The organism is Pantoea sp. Lu_F5_004, from assembly GCF_051136245.1.
GTDB lineage: Bacteria > Pseudomonadota > Gammaproteobacteria > Enterobacterales > Enterobacteriaceae > Pantoea > Pantoea agglomerans.
Map to the genome: position 1 here is coordinate 2996203 of NZ_CP194946.1, position 16565 is coordinate 3012767.

21 protein-coding genes are annotated in these 16565 nt (G+C 52.9%); 7 read left to right on the forward strand and 14 right to left on the reverse strand.

Annotated features, from left to right (window positions below; all coding sequences use genetic code 11):
* Nucleotides 1–2: 2 nt before the first annotated feature.
* Complete coding sequence (locus ACR8BN_RS13955; protein ID WP_010259013.1) at nt 3–332, reverse strand: hypothetical protein; 330 nt, start codon at nt 330–332, stop codon at nt 3–5.
* 352 nt (nt 333–684) lie between these two features.
* Here ACR8BN_RS13955 and ACR8BN_RS13960 point away from each other — a divergent pair, with 352 nt between their 5' ends.
* Complete coding sequence (locus ACR8BN_RS13960; RefSeq protein ID WP_311967181.1) at nt 685–1908, forward strand: AI-2E family transporter; 1224 nt, start codon at nt 685–687, stop codon at nt 1906–1908.
* A 341-nt stretch (nt 1909–2249) separates the two neighbouring features.
* On the opposite strand, the gene ACR8BN_RS13965 is transcribed toward ACR8BN_RS13960, so the two are convergent.
* The 3 genes from ACR8BN_RS13965 to ACR8BN_RS13975 all read right to left on the reverse strand — a co-directional run bounded on the left by ACR8BN_RS13965 (nt 2250) and on the right by ACR8BN_RS13975 (nt 3416).
* Complete coding sequence (locus ACR8BN_RS13965) at nt 2250–2567, reverse strand: hypothetical protein (protein ID WP_010259015.1); 318 nt, start codon at nt 2565–2567, stop codon at nt 2250–2252.
* Between the two features lie 138 nt (nt 2568–2705).
* Nucleotides 2706–3131, reverse strand: coding sequence for a DUF4186 domain-containing protein (locus tag ACR8BN_RS13970; protein ID WP_424997800.1), 426 nt, complete (start codon nt 3129–3131; stop codon nt 2706–2708).
* Between the two features lie 12 nt (nt 3132–3143).
* A complete protein-coding gene (locus tag ACR8BN_RS13975) occupies nt 3144–3416 on the reverse strand; it encodes a cupin domain-containing protein (protein ID WP_031593239.1) in 273 nt (90 codons plus the stop codon).
* Nucleotides 3417–3587: 171 nt separating this feature from the next.
* Here ACR8BN_RS13975 and ACR8BN_RS13980 point away from each other — a divergent pair, with 171 nt between their 5' ends.
* Nucleotides 3588–4517: a lipid kinase gene (locus tag ACR8BN_RS13980; protein ID WP_208002354.1), complete on the forward strand. Its 930-nt coding sequence runs from the start codon at nt 3588–3590 to the stop codon at nt 4515–4517.
* A 4-nt stretch (nt 4518–4521) separates the two neighbouring features.
* Here the strand turns inward: ACR8BN_RS13980 and ACR8BN_RS13985 are convergent, their stop codons facing one another.
* From ACR8BN_RS13985 to ACR8BN_RS14020, 8 genes are all read right to left on the reverse strand, one after another.
* On the reverse strand, nt 4522–4755 hold the full coding sequence (locus tag ACR8BN_RS13985) for a hypothetical protein (RefSeq protein ID WP_031593242.1): 234 nt from the start codon (nt 4753–4755) through the stop codon (nt 4522–4524).
* Nucleotides 4756–4995: 240 nt separating this feature from the next.
* Complete coding sequence (locus tag ACR8BN_RS13990; protein ID WP_031593243.1) at nt 4996–5451, reverse strand: DUF421 domain-containing protein; 456 nt, start codon at nt 5449–5451, stop codon at nt 4996–4998.
* 12 nt (nt 5452–5463) lie between these two features.
* Entirely contained in the window at nt 5464–5973 is a 510-nt protein-coding gene (locus ACR8BN_RS13995; protein WP_039391242.1) for a hypothetical protein, read from the reverse strand.
* A gap of 67 nt (nt 5974–6040) precedes the next feature.
* Nucleotides 6041–6976, reverse strand: a complete 936-nt coding sequence (locus tag ACR8BN_RS14000) for a cytochrome d ubiquinol oxidase subunit II (protein ID WP_069025926.1) — start codon at nt 6974–6976, stop codon at nt 6041–6043.
* A gap of 8 nt (nt 6977–6984) precedes the next feature.
* Nucleotides 6985–8349: a cytochrome ubiquinol oxidase subunit I gene (locus ACR8BN_RS14005; protein ID WP_424997799.1), complete on the reverse strand. Its 1365-nt coding sequence runs from the start codon at nt 8347–8349 to the stop codon at nt 6985–6987.
* Between the two features lie 376 nt (nt 8350–8725).
* Nucleotides 8726–9691: a magnesium and cobalt transport protein CorA gene (locus ACR8BN_RS14010; protein ID WP_010259025.1), complete on the reverse strand. Its 966-nt coding sequence runs from the start codon at nt 9689–9691 to the stop codon at nt 8726–8728.
* 103 nt (nt 9692–9794) lie between these two features.
* On the reverse strand, nt 9795–10814 hold the full coding sequence (locus tag ACR8BN_RS14015) for a DUF481 domain-containing protein (RefSeq protein WP_434747033.1): 1020 nt from the start codon (nt 10812–10814) through the stop codon (nt 9795–9797).
* 104 nt (nt 10815–10918) lie between these two features.
* Nucleotides 10919–11515 carry a DUF1349 domain-containing protein gene (locus ACR8BN_RS14020; protein ID WP_434747034.1) on the reverse strand — a complete coding sequence of 199 codons (597 nt, stop codon included), beginning with the start codon at nt 11513–11515 and terminating at the stop codon, nt 10919–10921.
* Nucleotides 11516–11870: 355 nt separating this feature from the next.
* On the opposite strand from ACR8BN_RS14020, the gene ACR8BN_RS14025 reads away from it, so the two are divergent.
* Nucleotides 11871–12107 (forward strand): DUF2171 domain-containing protein, encoded by a 237-nt coding sequence (locus tag ACR8BN_RS14025; RefSeq protein WP_003854080.1) that lies wholly within the window; start codon nt 11871–11873, stop codon nt 12105–12107.
* A 173-nt stretch (nt 12108–12280) separates the two neighbouring features.
* On the opposite strand, the gene ddpX is transcribed toward ACR8BN_RS14025, so the two are convergent.
* Nucleotides 12281–12862: a D-alanyl-D-alanine dipeptidase gene (gene ddpX, locus ACR8BN_RS14030; RefSeq protein WP_208002357.1), complete on the reverse strand. Its 582-nt coding sequence runs from the start codon at nt 12860–12862 to the stop codon at nt 12281–12283.
* A 522-nt stretch (nt 12863–13384) separates the two neighbouring features.
* Between ddpX and ACR8BN_RS14035 the strand changes: the two genes are divergently transcribed.
* Nucleotides 13385–13711: a SymE family type I addiction module toxin gene (locus ACR8BN_RS14035; RefSeq protein WP_434747035.1), complete on the forward strand. Its 327-nt coding sequence runs from the start codon at nt 13385–13387 to the stop codon at nt 13709–13711.
* Between the two features lie 312 nt (nt 13712–14023).
* Here the strand turns inward: ACR8BN_RS14035 and ACR8BN_RS14040 are convergent, their stop codons facing one another.
* A complete protein-coding gene (locus ACR8BN_RS14040; protein ID WP_434747036.1) occupies nt 14024–14347 on the reverse strand; it encodes a hypothetical protein in 324 nt (107 codons plus the stop codon).
* A gap of 418 nt (nt 14348–14765) precedes the next feature.
* Here ACR8BN_RS14040 and ACR8BN_RS14045 point away from each other — a divergent pair, with 418 nt between their 5' ends.
* The 3 genes from ACR8BN_RS14045 to ACR8BN_RS14055 all read left to right on the forward strand — a co-directional run bounded on the left by ACR8BN_RS14045 (nt 14766) and on the right by ACR8BN_RS14055 (nt 16087).
* On the forward strand, nt 14766–15092 hold the full coding sequence (locus ACR8BN_RS14045) for a four-helix bundle copper-binding protein (RefSeq protein ID WP_109653474.1): 327 nt from the start codon (nt 14766–14768) through the stop codon (nt 15090–15092).
* A gap of 539 nt (nt 15093–15631) precedes the next feature.
* Complete coding sequence (locus ACR8BN_RS14050; RefSeq protein WP_434747591.1) at nt 15632–15745, forward strand: putative hemolysin; 114 nt, start codon at nt 15632–15634, stop codon at nt 15743–15745.
* Between the two features lie 129 nt (nt 15746–15874).
* Nucleotides 15875–16087, forward strand: coding sequence for a hypothetical protein (locus ACR8BN_RS14055; protein WP_031592123.1), 213 nt, complete (start codon nt 15875–15877; stop codon nt 16085–16087).
* Nucleotides 16088–16565 lie beyond the last annotated feature (478 nt).

Sequence of the window (16565 nt, forward strand, 5' to 3'; positions counted from 1 at the left end):
CGCTACGAAAGCCGCTGACTGCACTTCGCGGCTTTCAGCGACTGCAGCTGAGTCAGTCGCCGCTCCGCCTTCTGGCTGGCATTGTATTTCGCAATGCCATTGCCCAGCCCGAAATCCCCGACAAAGCCCAGTACGGTCAGTGCATCGAACTGGCCGGTCTGCTCAATATCACTCTGCACGCTGTGCGCTTTCACCAGCTCCTGATCCAGCGCGCTGCAATTCAGCATCGCCGTCTCTTCCGGGGTGACCGCGGACGCCTGCGGATACTGCTTTGTGGCGCAGCCGCTTAATACCAGCGTCAGCAGCACAATTAAAACGCTCTGTTTACTCATTTTTCATTGCCTGTTTTTTATCCAGTTAACACTGTTATCGGCAGCATCCTCCGGGATCATGAGTCTCTGACCTACCAATAATGGTCGAAACCGCTACGCTAATGTAGGATCCAGCGCGCTGCTGTCAGTTGCAGCGTGTTACCTATAAGAAGTCACGCAGCGAACGCACATTGCCCGTTCATCACTTCTGCCAGACCTTTCAAACAGTTAGCCAGCATGATGCTGTCATCAGCAGCGTTTAAAAAGCAAAGCCTGACCGATAATCAGTGACGAGGCCGCCGCATAAGCAAAGCCAGACACAGAAAATTCGCGCGTCGGGTTTATCAGAGTTTGTTCGAGATGAGGTTTTTCCATGCGTTTTAAAGGATTGAACATCGGGTTTTTCATTTTGATTCTGGCTATCGCCACCCTCGCTTTTTTCGAGGTGCTTTCGCCCTATTTCTCGCCGATTTTATGGGCGGCGATTCTGGCGGTGATTTTCCATCCGCTGAAAACGTATCTGCGGGTCCGAATGGGCGAACGCAATGGCCTGGCCGCGTTGATTACCCTGCTCTGTATCTGTCTGATTGTGTTCACACCGCTGGCCATTATCGCCTCATCGCTGGTCGTCGAAACCAATGCGGTCTATCACAAACTGCAGACCAATTCGGCGCAGTTCCCGGCGGTCTTCGCCGATCTGTTGCAGCATCTGCCGCGCTGGGCAAAACATTATCTGGCTGAAAATAACCTGGATAACGCCGAACAGATTCAGCAGAAGCTCTCCTCGTTTGCCCTCAAGGGCGGTCAGTATGTGGCAGGCAGCGCTTTTATCATCGGTAAAGGGACATTCAGCTTCACCGTCGGCTTTGGCGTGATGCTTTATCTGCTGTTCTTCCTGCTGAAAGATGGCTCCTATCTGGTGCATCTGATCCTGGAAGCGCTGCCGCTCTCAACCTACGTGAAGCATCACCTGATGGTGAAGTTTGCGGCCGTGGCGCGTGCGACGGTGAAAGGCACGGTGGTGGTCGGTATTGTTCAGGGTATTCTCGGCGGGCTGGCATTCTGGTTTACCGGTATCGACGGCAGCCTGCTGTGGGGCGCACTGATGGCCTTCCTCTCTCTTATTCCGGCAGTCGGTTCCGCCATTATCTGGGTGCCTGCGGCGATCTTCTTCTTCGCCACCGGTGCTCTGTGGAAAGGGCTGTTCCTGGTGGGCTTCTTTGTAGTGATTGTCGGACTGGTGGATAACATCCTGCGTCCGCTGCTGGTCGGCAAAGACACTAAAATGCCTGACTATCTGATTCTGATCGCCACGCTGGGCGGCATGGAGATTTACGGCATCAACGGTTTTGTTATCGGTCCGGTGATTGCCGCCCTGTTTATCGCCTGCTGGAACCTGCTCTCCGGACGCGATAACCGCGAAAACATCGAAGCCATCGACGAAGAGTTTATCGAAGAAGGTAAGAAACAGTCCGATACTGCGGCAGAGGCTGCGGCTGAAGCGGCGGCGGCCTCCGCCGATGCGGCTGCAGAGACGGAAAGGAAAGTCGCGGCGTTAGCCGCCTCGGAGAAAGAAACAGCGGAAAAGAAAGCGTAATCCGTGCCAGGCAAACTCAGGTTAGTATCGCAGTGAGAGCGAGGCCTGCTCAGGAAACACGGTCAGATCGGAAAGGCGCAAAACCCGCCATCCATGGCATGCTCGGCCCGCGCGATTACGCACCTCATCCCTGAGGTGCGCCCGTAAACGGGCTAACGCTTTGCGTTGTTCAAAAACGCTCCCGGCGTTTTTGTCCCAGGCGCGGGACGCTTTCCTCTTCTGACCGTGTTCCCTGCGCGTTGAGCTTATGCGTTGCTGCCAGGGGCATTACGAGTCGGCTTTATCACCCATAAAAAAACCCACCTTTCGGTGGGTTTTTTTAACCTGAGAACAACCGCGAATTAGTTAGTCGCTTTGTTTTTCAGATCTTCAGCACCCTGCTTGGTTTTATCCCAGCCTTTCTCAGTGCCTTCTTTGGTTTTGTGCCAGCCTTTCTGCGTACCTTCGGTGATTTTACTGCCGGTGGTATCGCTTTTGCCTTCAGCGGCGTGCTCAGACTTCAGCTTCAGCTCTTTGCCTTCGTTCTGGGTCTGATGCAGTTTTTCCTTCGCGGTATCGGCGCCTTTATGCGCTTCCGCAACGGTGTTGTCTGTGGTGGTAGCAGCAAATACCGGCGAGGCCAGCAAAATAGCAGACAGTGCAATAATTGATTTCTTCATAATTCCCTCTGTATGAATCGTTGCCGTGTAGGTTTTAATCCTGGCATAGTGTTCCCAGGAAAGATTTAAGAATAAACCAGGAATGAAAAAGGGCCAGTTTTCACCAGAAAAAGCCGCCGGTTGTAGCTTTTTCGTCCATTACCAAAGTGCGAGTTGCGGATCGTCGTCCGGTTTCGGCTGGCTTCGGGTGACGCGAGCAGGCGGTGCAGGCTGCTGCATCTGCTGGGTGATCCACTGCAGTAACACCGTCACTACATAGGCCTCCTGTTCCGCGCTCAGCGGCTGGTGCTGTCCGATGTTGTGCCACTTGCTCAGACAGCCACGACAGCAGGTTGCGGTGGCGTGCTGAGCGATAAACACCGGATGGCCGCGCATCGGCGTCTGCTTGCCATCATTCTCAGGCTGCGCAGGCGCCAGCCGCTGTGCCACAAACTCAGCGGCGTGCTGGCGCAATACCGGCTCGCCTTTGCTGCTCGCATAATCATATTCCGCGCGTCCCAGACGAAAACGCTGGCGGAACGGCGAGCGTGCCAGCCGGGTAAACAGATCGTCAGAAACCTTCATGCTGATTGCCAGTCACTCATATTTACGTCCCGCCAGATAGCGTACGCCCTGCGACCCGAACGCCTCACGATGGAGTTCATTGGGCTGCAGATGAAATGTCTCACCGGGATGGTAGGTGGTATCGCCTTGTTCGGTACTGATGGTGATGTCACCACTGAGAATCAGTGCCAGTGCTTCAAAGGGATGTACGTGATTATCAAACTGGGCGTCGGCTGCACGCTCAATCAACAGAGGCTCGTCAAAACCCTGTTCGGCTAACAATTTTCTGAATTCGTGTTCTGTCATCGCAACTCCTCAGTGTGGATCTGACCCTTAGCAGTGTAGACGATCTTTATCGCTGCTTATGGCACTCAACAGGTTACGTAAAGTAGCGCAAGCAGGGTTGTTCACCGGTCAGGCCAGTGCTGTACTTGCCGTCTCGTTACAGCCATTTTGACATCGGGATAACGCAAAAGTATGTCTCAACAGGAGAAAACTGCCCTGCTGCTGATTAATCAGCGCTCACGCAAAGGACGCGCCGAGGCCAGCCGCGCACAGTCGCTGCTGGCTCAGGCCGGATTCACCCTGCTGCAACCGGCCAGAGATGATACCCGCAGCTACAGCGAATTAATCGCGGCGTATGCCCATCGCGTTGATGCGGTGATCGTCGGCGGTGGCGACGGCACGCTTAATGCGGCCGCGCCGGGGCTGATGCAGACCGGCCTGCCGCTGGGTATTTTACCGCTGGGCACCGCCAACGATTTTGCCCGTACGCTGGGCATTCCTGCCAGCCTGGAGTCCGCGATAAAGATTATCGCTGAAGGGCAGCTGCGCGCAGTGGACCTGGGTGAAGTGAATCAGCATCTGTTTCTGAACGTCTCCAGCATCGGCTTTTCGGTGGAACTGGCGCGCAACCTCACGGCGGAATCGAAAAAACGCTGGGGAGTGGGCGGTTATGCACTGGCGGCTTTGCGGGTGCTGCGGCAGAGCCGTCCCTTCAGCGCTACGCTGGTGCATCAGGGCCATCGGACGCCGATCAAAACGGTTCAGGTGTCGGTGGGCAATGGACGCTTTTATGGGGGTGGCATGACAGTGGAACAGCGTGCCGCTCCGGATGATGGGTTGCTGGATGTTTACAGTCTGGAGCTACAGCATAGCTGGCAGCTCATCGCATTGCTGCCCTTTCTGCGGCGCGGCACTCACGGTCGCTGGCGTAACGTGCGGGCATTCAGCGCCACGGAGCTGACGATTGAGACGCGCCGTCCCCATTACATCAATGCAGATGGTGAGATTATCGGTCAGACACCCGCGCATTTTCGTTTGATCGCCAGTGCACTACAGGTTTATGCACCGGGCGACAGCGCAGCAAAACAGACCGACCGTGGGCGTCGTCACCAATCGCGGTGAGAAACTAGTGCTGGGTGCTCTTTTTTTCTGCGTAATCGATGTGTTCGGAAAGATTGGCGACCAGCTTTTTCGCCATGTCGAGGGTGAGTCCCAGAAACAGGGTCTCCTGCGGGCCCTGTTCACGCGGGGCGTCGGGATCGATATAACCGAATTTCACTACCAGTGCCTGATGGGTGTTCAGGGGACCAATATGCCAGCCGGTAACCGGGTAGAAGGTAAATCGCGTAAATTCATTCATTTAATCCTGACTATAAAAGCATAACGCTGATTGATAGTCAGGCCAGCTCTGATGATAAAGCATGAGTGGAATACTCAGTCTGAACGAAATCGACAGGATTACAAGGGAAGCGGCAGAACAGGCGCAGCGTGACGCGGTAATAATGCGTGCTGCGTCAATGGCCTGGTGCAGCATAACAAATCACGCATGCGTAACCTGCCCGGCACCGGCACTCTCCTGTCAGGCCAGGGCGATCGCCTGTCAGGCCTGGTTATCGGTTCGGGGAATAATCGAGATATGGCCGTTAACCTCCAGCACGGCATATTTAATCTGATCAAACCGCTCAAGCCCCTGCCCGGATCGCGCCGCCTCCAGCACATCATCAGGACTGATGCCGGTCATCTTCATGCGCTCGGTCAGCAGATTGCCATTCTCCACCAGGATCACCGGGCCGCCATCGATTACCTGCTCCACCACCGGAAAACGGTTTTTCAGTTTGCCCAGCACGATATCAATCGTCACCAGCGTAATAATGGTCAGCGCCGCGCCGGTCACCGAAAAATCGTCGCCCAGCAGCGCCTGCTGGGTTGCTTCACTGATGATCAACAGCAGTATCAGATCAAAAGAGGTCATCTGCAGCAGGGTGCGTCTGCCGGCGATTTTGATCACCACCATCAGCACCAGATAGATACCCGCCGCACGTAATACCGTTTCCATAAAGCGCCTCTGTCAGGGATAGATCCATTGATTGAAACGGGCCGGAGGATGATCGCCGCTGCTGACGCTGACAGCAATGTGACCGGGATTGCGGGGCTGCAGACCCAGCCAGATCGCGTGATCCGGACCGGTATCACGCGACGAAAAGGTCAGCCGCAGATCGCTGCCAAGGGTGATCGCCTCCAGTGGCTGCGGTTGCAGGGTCTGAATCTGCAAATTATCCAGCGCGCCGTTACCAATGATGATGCTGAACCGCTCAGCCGGCGGTGATTTAAGCCGGATACGCATGTCCATATTGCTCTCAACCCGGCCAAAACGTTCATATTCGACCTGAATCGCGCCATCTGGCGATGCGGCGCTGCCGTTACTCAACACCCCTTTAGAAAACAATCCGCAGGCCCCCAGAATCACCAGCGCAATCAGGACGTATTCGCCGATGCGCTGAATCAGCCATTCGCGACGTATCCAGCGGATATCTTCTTTTATCGGGTAATCCCGACTGCCTGTGTAATCTTTTTTCACCCTGCGACGACCTCCTGTAAGCACGCCAGCCTCAACGGCTCGCTGCCTGAAGCATAGCTGACCTGGGTCATTTAGCGCGCCGTTCAATCCAGAACGACCAGCTGTGATAGAGCAGCGTCAGCGGCATGGCAATCGCTGCGCCCACCAGCACGAATCCCTGTGTGACCGGCGATGAAGCGCTTTCACTGATGGAGAACTGGTGCGGCACCAGCCACGGATAAAGGCCGCACAGCAACCCGATAAACACGGCCCCGATCAGCATCAGTGCAACAATAAGCTGTAGCAGCGGCCTGGCTCGCCAGAGCGCCAACGGCAAAACGATCCATAGCGTGACGATTGCCACGCCAGCTACTTTTCCCAGCGGTCGCTGCCAGCTCTGCTGCCAGATATCGGCGTTAAAATAGAGTTCGAACAGAAAAATTATCAGCGCCAGCAGCCACCATAACCAGCTTTGCGCTTCCGCCAGGGGTTGCACTCTGTCGCCGATTCGCCAGCCGATCCAGCAACAGGCCAGTAGCGAATTGATTGCCATTAATCCCGCTCCGCTCATCAGCGGAACCAGGCTCAGCCCATCGGGCAGCCCGGTCTGAGGCTGAGCGCTGATGATCATGCCGGCGCACCAGCCCTGAATAAACGTCGCCAGTGCCGAACAACTGGCCATGATGCGGTCGAGCCAGCGGCGTAACCGGGTACTGCTCTGGGCGCGATACTCAAGCGCCATCGCCCGCATCACCAGTGCCAGTAGCATGGTGAACAGCGGCGCGCTCAACTCACTGAGCAGCAGACTGTAGACCGGTGGAAACAGTGCCAGTAAACCGCCCGCGGCCAGCACCAGCCAGGTTTCATTCGCATCCCAGACCGGCAGAATGCTGTGCGTCATCAGTTCACGCTGTTGATCGTCGTGAAACCAGAAAAACAGCATACCCACGCCCAGATCGGTGCCATCCAGTAACAGGTAGAGCAGCAAAGAGAGACAGATGATCATCGCAGACAAATCGGCCATAGCGACTCCTAATGGGGCGTTTTCAGCTCAATGACCACCGGCTCACCCGAGGGGAGTTCACCTTTAACCCGACGCAGCAGATAGCGTAAGCCGAGGGCGAACACCAGGCCGTAGATCATCAGTACCGCCAGGAAAATACTCAGTGTGGTACTCAGGGCCAGTGGTGAGACGCTCTGTGCTGTTCGCACCATGCCATAAACCGTCCACGGCTGACGCCCGACTTCAGTCACCACCCAGCCTGACAGCAGTGCAATAAAGCCTGCCGGTGAAAGCCAGGTCATCCAGCACAGCAAGCGCCCTGATACCGCCATGCGTCCACGCCAGCGCTGAAAATTCGCAGCCAGTGTGGTCAGCAATATGATCAGCCCAAGCCCCACCATCAGGCGAAAAGCGAAAAAGACCGGTAACACCGGTGGAATCGCATCCGCAGGAAATTCGCTCAGGCTTTTAATATGACCGGAGAGGTTGTGCCGCAGATAGAGCGATCCAAGATTGGGCAGGCTAATCTCCAGATAGTTGCGCTGCGCCTGCTGATCCGGCAGCGCAAACAGTCGCAGGGGTTCGCCCTCGCCCGGCGCAGGAGGATGCCAGCCACCTTCAATCGCGGCCAGTTTGGCGGGCTGATAGTCGCGGGTGTTTTCACCGTGCAGATCGCCCAGTACGATCTGCAGTGGAACGGCAAACAACAGAAAGGTCAGCGCGCTGTTGAGCATCAGTCGCGAAGCAGCCTCTCCGCTGAAATGACGCAGCCGCCACGCCGCCACGCCCATGATCATCACTGCTACTGCAATCAGCGACGCCACCACCATATGGCTGAAGCGCCACGGAAACGAAGGGGCCAGCAATATCGACTGCCAGCTTTCGGCAAGAAAAACACCGTTCTGATCGCGTGTGAAACCGACCGGCGTATGCATCCATGAATTTGCAGCCAGAATCCAGAACGCGCTAAGCAGCGCCCCGACCGCCACCAGACAGGTCACAGCAAAATGCACGCCTGGCCGGATTTTATTGAAGCCAAACAGCATCACGCCGGTCAGGGCCGACTCAAGGAAAAAGGCGACCAGCACCTCATAAAACATCAGCGGCCCGATAACGCCACCCACCTGATGAGAGAAGCGTGCCCAGTGGGTTCCGAACTGAAATTCCATCACCACACCAGAGACCGCACCGATCGCTACCGTCAGGGAAAAAATCGTCAGCCAGAAATGCAGCGCATCACGGGCGGCCTGCTGTTTTCCCCACAGCCAGCGCGCTTCAAACCACACCAGAAAAGGGGCCAGCCCCAGCGTCAGTGCTGCGAGCGTAATGTGCATGCCCATGGTTAGCGCAAACTGCGTCCGGGCAATCATTAACACCCAGTCGTGATCATTCACAATCGGGCTTTCCCTCCGCGCCACGCGCAGGCAGCGACGGGCAATGTCCTGATGTTAATAAGCGCGGACGGCGAGTTCGTTCGATCATCAGCCTTTCTCCGGATAAAGATGCGTTGCCACAGATCAGCGCTGCAAAATTTATTTCGCCGGGATGGTCGGGTTATAAGATTGTATTATCAGCGTAGCGAAAAAATAAAAAACCGGCCAGATCAACAGCAGCATGCAATAAATAAGCGGAGCGATAACAGGCTTATTTTACATCATAATTATCTTATTTTACTGAGAGACAGGATTATTAACGCATCTTATTCATCGCTACGCTTAAATAAGCCTAAGCGTAGCGACAGAATAAGCCGCAGCGTGCGATTCCGTTAGTTTACAGCCAGCCGGAGCGACGCAGTTTGGCCCACAGCCCACCGCAGGCCAGCAGGGTCAGCCCTACCGCCAGCGGATAGCCATACAGCGACTTCAGTTCCGGCATATGCTCGAAGTTCATGCCATACATACTGAAGACTACGGTCGGGATCACCAGGATCGCACCCCAGCCTGCCAGCTTTTTCACCACTTCATTCTGCTGCACCGTCACCAGCGCCAGATTGACCTGCATGGCGCTGGTCAGCATTTCGCGCATATCTTCCGCGTCGGTGACGACATGGCGGGCGTGATCCTGCACGTCGCGGATGTAGGCGCGCAGCGGACGCGGGATCAGATCTTCATGCAGATGGATCAGCTGATTGCAGATCTCCTCCACGGGCAGCGCCGCATTGCGCAGTTTCAGCAGATGACGCCGCACGGTGTAGACCGACTGCACCGACTTGCGATCAAATTCACTGGTGAAGAGATCGTTCTCCATCTGTCCGACCCGTTCATTCAGCGAGGTAGAAAGCTCAGCATAGCGATCAACAATAAAATCGAGCAGGCAGTAGAGCGGATAAGCGGGGCCAAACTTCAGCAGCGCCGGGTTTTCAGCCGCCCGCTGCCGCACCGGGGTGTAGCTTTCAGAGGCGCCGTGACGGATGCTGATCAGGAAGTTTTTTCCGACAAAAAGATGCGTTTCGCCCAGTTCGCAGCTGTCATCCTTAGCGCACACCGTTTTCACCACGATAAACAGCGATTCGCCATAGTGTTCGATTTTAGGTCGCTGATGGGCATTGAGCGCATCCTCAACCGCCAGTTCATGAAGGCCGAACTCCTCTTTAATCTTCGCCATAAACTCAGCGTCTGGCTGCCACAGCCCGAGCCAGATAAATGCTTCCGGCTCTTTGATCACTTCACTGATATCATCGACTTCGACCTCTTCGCCCGCACATCCCGGACGATACACCCTGCTGCTTACGATCATCTTCTGCTTTCCCGTTGTGACAGTACATGCAGCTTAGCCAATCCCGCGCCTGTAACCGGATAAAAACCGTAAGGATTTGCTGCGACGCTGTTCGATCAGCGGCTTACCACTTCAGCCCCAATCCGGTAGAGAAAATGCCTTCGTTCAGGGTATCCGGTATGCCGCTGACCAGATTACGGTGATAGCCTACGTGCAGCGTTGACCACGAAGTCAGGCTGTAGCGCAGGCCGACTTCGGCATCCAGCATAAATACGCCGTCATCATCCAGCGAATGGCCGACATCGCCATTGCTGTAAAGCGTGACCGACTTGCCCAGCAGATAGCGCTGATAGTTCCAGCGCAGCGAGCCGCCAAAGTGCCGCTCTTCCCGGTCATCGCTGTAGCCATACTCAAAGGCACCGCCCAGCACCGAGAGTGAGAACGCGCCGAGTTCGGTGTCCCACAACTGATAACCAGGCCCGGTGCCGATCAGCGCCTGACGTGACAGATTCTCCACCCAGTCGCGCTTGTAGGTAGCACGGGTCTGCCAGAAGAACTGCTCTCTGACCAGATAGTCAAAGGCGTAACGCAGGCTGTAGTTATCGGTATTGATGTCCTTGTTTTCCTGCTCGCGATTGTAGGTCGCGCCGATATCGTGACGCCATTTTCCCTGGTTCAGTTTCGTGTTAAGCGCGAAGCTGTAGTCGTCAGTTTTGGTCGAGGCTTTTTTGACCTTCACGCCCGCATCGATGTTGCCGGTCCAGGCAAGCTGATCGCTGCGGACTTTGGCTTTCATAAACTCATCAATGCGCCGCAACGAGACCTGCTGCTCCTGCTCGTTGCGTTCCACCCAGACATAGCCGGGATCGGATGAGGAGAGCCGCACCTGATAATGTTCGCCGGTCTTTTTGTTTTCGACATTCACCGGATTCTCGCTGGCGAGCGTACTGACCGCACTCCAGTCCAGCGTGACGGTACCGGCGTAGTGTGTCTCTATCGCCAGCTTGCCGTCGCTGAGATAACGAATCGTGCCGGTCAGCCGATCGCCATTATTCAGCCAGACGGTATCGGCAGTGGCCTGCTGTGCCCATCCGGCGCAGCAACTGATGACCAGCAGCGGGATAAACGAGGTGGCGCAACGCATAGCTTTCCCTGTAAAGGCGTCGTCTTGCACGGGCGACGCGTCACCGCAAATTCTGACCTGACAATTAAGCCGATTCTGCGACGATATGCAATGCGCCGCCTGGGTCAGGAGAGATCGTGCAGTGCTTTGCCGAGCGGTGGAGTAATAGCGAAGTCCGTAAAACTCATCGCCAGCCCTTCACGTTCAGGCGAGCAGCCCATCACTCCGACAAACCGCCGTGCCTGACCGGGCCACGGGCAGAGCCGTAACAGCGGCCAGCTCACGCCGTCGGTGGAGTACTGAATTCTTAAGGCCGCATTTTCCAGCGTGGCACGCAGCCAGAACTGTCGCGCATCGCCAGGAAACACGCCGGTAGACCAGTCGGAAAACTCGCGCGTCACCACGCTGCCAATGGCGGGCTGATCATCGTTAAACTCAATGCCCGCCTTAACCCAGTGCGTTTCGTTATCCTGAATAAACAGCCCGGCCTGATCGTAGAGCTGACTGAAATCCGCCCTCACCTGCACCTGAACGGTAAAGTCGTTTTCCACCCAGAAGCCAAAAGCATGGCCGCTGTGCCGTTCGAAGCCATACCAGGTACGCTGCCAGAAATCGCTGTTGAGCGCGGTTTCGAACCTCAGCGTATCGCCATCCAGACTGTGTACCGGCGGCTGATTAATCCAGACGCCACCTTCAGTGGTAATGGAACTGACTGTTGTCATAGGCACTCCTTTGGGTAAGTTAAATCGCCCGCGTGCTGGCCGATCTGCGGTGTGGCGATTGACCTGATTATCATAGCGTTGATTGGTGAACGGGCGGCAGACGATTGCGGCAAATCTGATGGTGTCGATGTGGCAGGCAGTGAGGTCAGCAGACCCGTGGCTGCAGACACTCCGGCTCTGTTTGCGGTTTCGCTTATATGCCCTTTATTCTCCTGCCGGCAATAAATAACAACGACCAGGTCCAGCTCACTGAACTATTTCATTTTGTTAATCCCTTGGCGAAAACAGCATTTAACAACCAGGCTTGTTTTGTCTGAGGGCAACTGAACTCATTAAATATAAGGATTAAGCCACCATGGTAGATAAATCAGAGATTTTAGATCACGCGCAGGTTGTTGATGTGAATGGCGAACATGTCGGGATTGTCGACCACTTCGAAGGCGACGACAAAATTAAGCTGGCGAAAAGCGATCCTGAAGCGGGCGGCAAACACCACATTATTCCATTCAGCTGGGTGAAAGAAGTTGATGATAATAAAGTCATCCTTTCTAAAGCCAAAGCGGATGTTGAAAGTGAGTGGCAGTCTGCTTAAAACATTAGCCGTGGCGCCCGCCACGGCTTATTTCAATAATTCTGTTAAGTAACTCCTGCGTACTGCCCTGCCCATTCTTCATCTATTACTGCTTTATATTTCACAATGCTTAAAACGACCTGGCGATAACAGACCTGGACATTGACTGCCCTGATTCCGCCCGCCGGAAACCGTCACAGACTGATATTTTCAGCCAGCGGTGCGGAATAACAGCCGAATACGCCGTCTATCAGCAGGTAACTTTCGGAACCAGGCAATTCAAAATGCCACCATTCGGTCGCAATGCCGTTAAAGCCGCCACCCAGCATGATGGCATTGAGCATCAGCCGGTTGCGCTGCGCCTGAACCGCCACATCAGGATGATAAGGATGGGAGTGCTCACTCATCTCATCGAAGCCGGTACCCATATCCACGATTTCGCCACGCTCGTCTATCAGCGTAACGTCTACCGCCGTGCCGCGGCTGTGGTTTGATCCGCGCGTCAGCGGTGCAACATAGTTCTGATTCGGGCAGGCACTCCACAGAATTGCCTGCGCTTCGGGTGGCCGGTACGCGTCGAGGATCAGCAGCGTATAGCCCGCAACGTTTGCAATTTCGATGCTTTTTGCCAGTGCTTTAGCCGCATCAACGTGCAGCAGACAGCGCGGGTCTTTGTAAATCGGCTGGCCGGTCAGGTTATCGGCGGTGGCATATTTCAGATCGATCGCTAACTGAGGAAATACCTCAGCAATATCTGTCAGATTTTTACTTTCCATGATGGGGTGCTCCCTCTTTTTATGCCCGGTGGCGGGTTGTCGTAAGCGGAGGTTTTGAAGCGGTCATCATGGCATTGCGGCGGAAGGAAAAAAAGGTGTGACGATGATCTGTGCTGTAGCGTGGTATGGGATTTTTTTATCCGGGATACTGGGTGGCAGCGTTTATGGTTTCAGTAATCGTTATGGGCGCGATAAAAATTTCGCTGACGTCAGGATTTACAGCGATTTATAAACAAGCGTGACCAGGTGAAAACTATTATTTCATTTCCACTAAAAAAATCATTTATCTGTTTTATGCTGCCTGGTAGCATTGCAGTTAATTACTTTATTTTGAGATCTACGCCGCAAGTATTAGCATTTAAATTGAGAGCAGCCTCGCTGATTTTCATTGATTTCCATTGATTTTCATCTGGACTTTATTCGTATTAGTTGATTATATGTACAGGTATTTAGCGCGATACAGAGGTGTTGGAGCACCCCTGTATCGCTAATCACAACCACTATTGAGTGAGAATAGAGATCATGACTGAATCAGAGTGTAATGCAGTTGGTTTAAATTCAGAACCCCCTTCCGTTACCCAGCGCAAATTAACGGTGAGTTATGCCAGCCGGTATCCCAGTTACGCGCCTATTCCGTCGATTATCATGAAAGGCCAGTGGCTGGCTACCGCCGGATTTACCACTGGCACCGAAGTAGAAGTAAATGTCACGGCGGGCCGTATTGTGCTGACCGTGAAACCACCAGAGCCGGTCGATGAGCAGCTGGTTAACGCGTTAGCGCAGCTGAATAAGCTGCCCGCCAGGAAACAGAAACAGGTTCTGGCTTTGTCGGGTGTGGTTACGGGTTAGTGGCGTTGAGGTAAAAGGATGCCGCTTTTGATTGGGGAGCGGCAAGTTAGTATTGCTGGCAATGATTAGCCGCGTTTTTATATTTAAAGGATGTTTTTCCCCGCCAGCGTAGCGCTCCCCTGTTTTAATCGCCTTTTATAATGAGAGGTCAGATAACCTACAGATTTGAATCATTTCTGGAGAATTATTAAATGGTTATTATCAGATTGCTATCGCAAAATAAAGATTTTCTATTTACCCACTATGTTTTTGTAAGAATCGTACTACTATAAAATGAGTGCGAAAAATCCGGCAATTAACAATCGACAAAAATCAGCGCTTACATCCTCTGGTGAATTTATATGATTTCCATGCTAAGTTCAGAGGCGTAACAAAATAGACCACAAGGAATGCAAACGTCAGAACAACAATATATGGAATGGAATCTGAAGCCTCTGCATTGAAAATGCCATCCAGTCCAATAAGCATCAAAATAATAAGAGCAATAACTCCGCCCCAGAAGCGTTTACTTAGATCAATTACGAGGCTCTGAAGTGTATCTTTTTTTGACTCGTCTTTTTTTATAATACTTTTGAGTTTACCGACCTCTTTAGCGGAGAAGCCGTTATTATAGAGTTCTTGCTCAAATTCGCTCATCTGATTCATCCTGAATGCCGTTGCGATACGAGCAAAATATAGCACAGTGAACCAGAGCCAGGCTAACCCACCTGTTTACATGGGCGGCACCGGTACCGCCCGATGATATTGTCTGGGCTGCTGTCATTGCTGTGGTGTAACCCGTTAATCCCGCGTTGGCTGCCCCTCCTTAAGTGCTCTATCGATGCGCCTGTATTGCTGACGAATAAGCGGCCAGCAATACAGCTGCTGAAAGCCGGTTGGTGTGGCCAACGCAGCTCTGGCTATACCCTGATGAGATACGATCCAGAGGTAAGAGAAAAATGTGATGCACATCATCAGGTAAGCGAAGTGCTGAAAAAGTTATTAACTTATTACTCTCTTGCAAAATCAGGCATCTTTCTCAGACTTAAGAGTCAACCTTAGCTAAGGAGGAAACATGACTGACGAATTCAAAAAGTGCATCGAAGCCTGCTATCTCTGCGCAGCAGCTTGTGATAACTGTGCCGCATCATGCCTGGCTGAAGAGGAGCTTGAAATGATGCGTGAATGCATCAGGATGGACATACAATGCGCCAACATATGCCGCCTGGCAGCTCAGTTTATGACCTTAAAAAGTGAGTTTGCCAAAGAACTTTGCCGCGTTTGCGCTGATGTCTGTCAGAAATGCGGAGATGAGTGTGGTAAGCACGAACATGACCATTGTCAGGAATGCTCAAAAGCCTGCCATCTCTGTGCAGAGCAATGCCGAAAGATGGCAGCATAAACTTTATCAACATAAAAACCCGCTTCGGCGGGTTTTTTATTGGCAAGCGGAAATATAAAAACCTCGTAACGGCGAGGTGACAGATTGCAACGCTAAAATTATCTCGGGGACACGGAAGAGACATTCGATATGTGCATTCACGGTTATCGGTGGCGTTGACCGCGACAGTAGTTACTTCATCGGGTCTGACTGAGTAATAAATGATGTATACCGGTTGGCTGGTCCGGCTTCTGCAATCATCCCGGATGGTCACGATGCATGTATAAATCCACACTAACTGGCGGGATTAAGCCCAGGTTATGATCTGATTTCAATGGCTACCCAGGGTCACAATAGCCGGTTAATTAAACAGAAAAGCCAGCGCGAGATGAAGCAGCGTGGATATAACAATTAACCCTCCTCAATCTCTTCAGATAAGGTTAAAAATGAAAACAATTACAATCGCAGCGACCACTTTTTTACTCACAGCCTGTGTATCCCATAATGACAGACAACACGCTGTGGGCATGGCTAACCCAGCCTCTGTGTATTGTGAAAAGATGGGCGGCAAGCTGGACATAGTTAAGGGCCCGGATGGTGAATCAGGTTACTGTACTCTGCCAGGCGGAGAGCGCATCGAGGAGGGGGCGCTGTACAGAAGGGATAACCAATAGACTCGCTGGTCGGAAGGGATATCAGGGCAGCGATCAAGGAGCCGTAAGAATGGGACGTGGTTTTATGAAAGGAGGATTACCAGCATACGGCCGCATTGATGTTCCTGATTTCACAAAGTGTGTAGTGCGATGAAAATACTGATATTTATTATAATCTTCTCCGCAACCTGGTTTCTCATACCTGAAAGCATCATCAGATCCCTGGTAGAAGGCCACATTAGCGGTGATGGTGAAGGCGCTATGGATAGTTTCGAATTCACAGTGATTGCAGTTAAGGCGGTGCTTTCTGCTCTGCTGGCCTTTATCGGTGTCTGGCTATATCGCAAAGCTAACCAACGATAACGAAGCGACATTCAAGAAGCTGTTCATCGACGGTATCCACAAGTACCTCAAGGGGCTGAACCCGCGGTGGCCTATGATGCCGGTTAGAGGGGAGCAGATCAGAACGGGATTGCACACCAGATGAGTGTGACTTTCAATAGATGCTAATAGACATCCGAATAAATTAACCTGGCTAAACGCCTTGATATTCGCGGAATTAGTAGACTTTAAGAAGCTTCAGAAGGGAGAATTTGGTACCCCTACAGGATTCAAACCTTCTGACCAGTCTACTGCTCTATATGTGATTTTTTTATTTCAATTTGTGATCTGCTCCCAAAAATGCCCCCTTAGAAAACGACCACTCTCACGGCTGAGGTTCATCACTGCATGATTATGTGGGCGTAAATGACTCTGAACATAGTAAATGTTAAAAAAATTCTTAATTTACCTCACAAACAGAAAATGTATAATACTTAATCATTTGACTGAAAGGGATTGA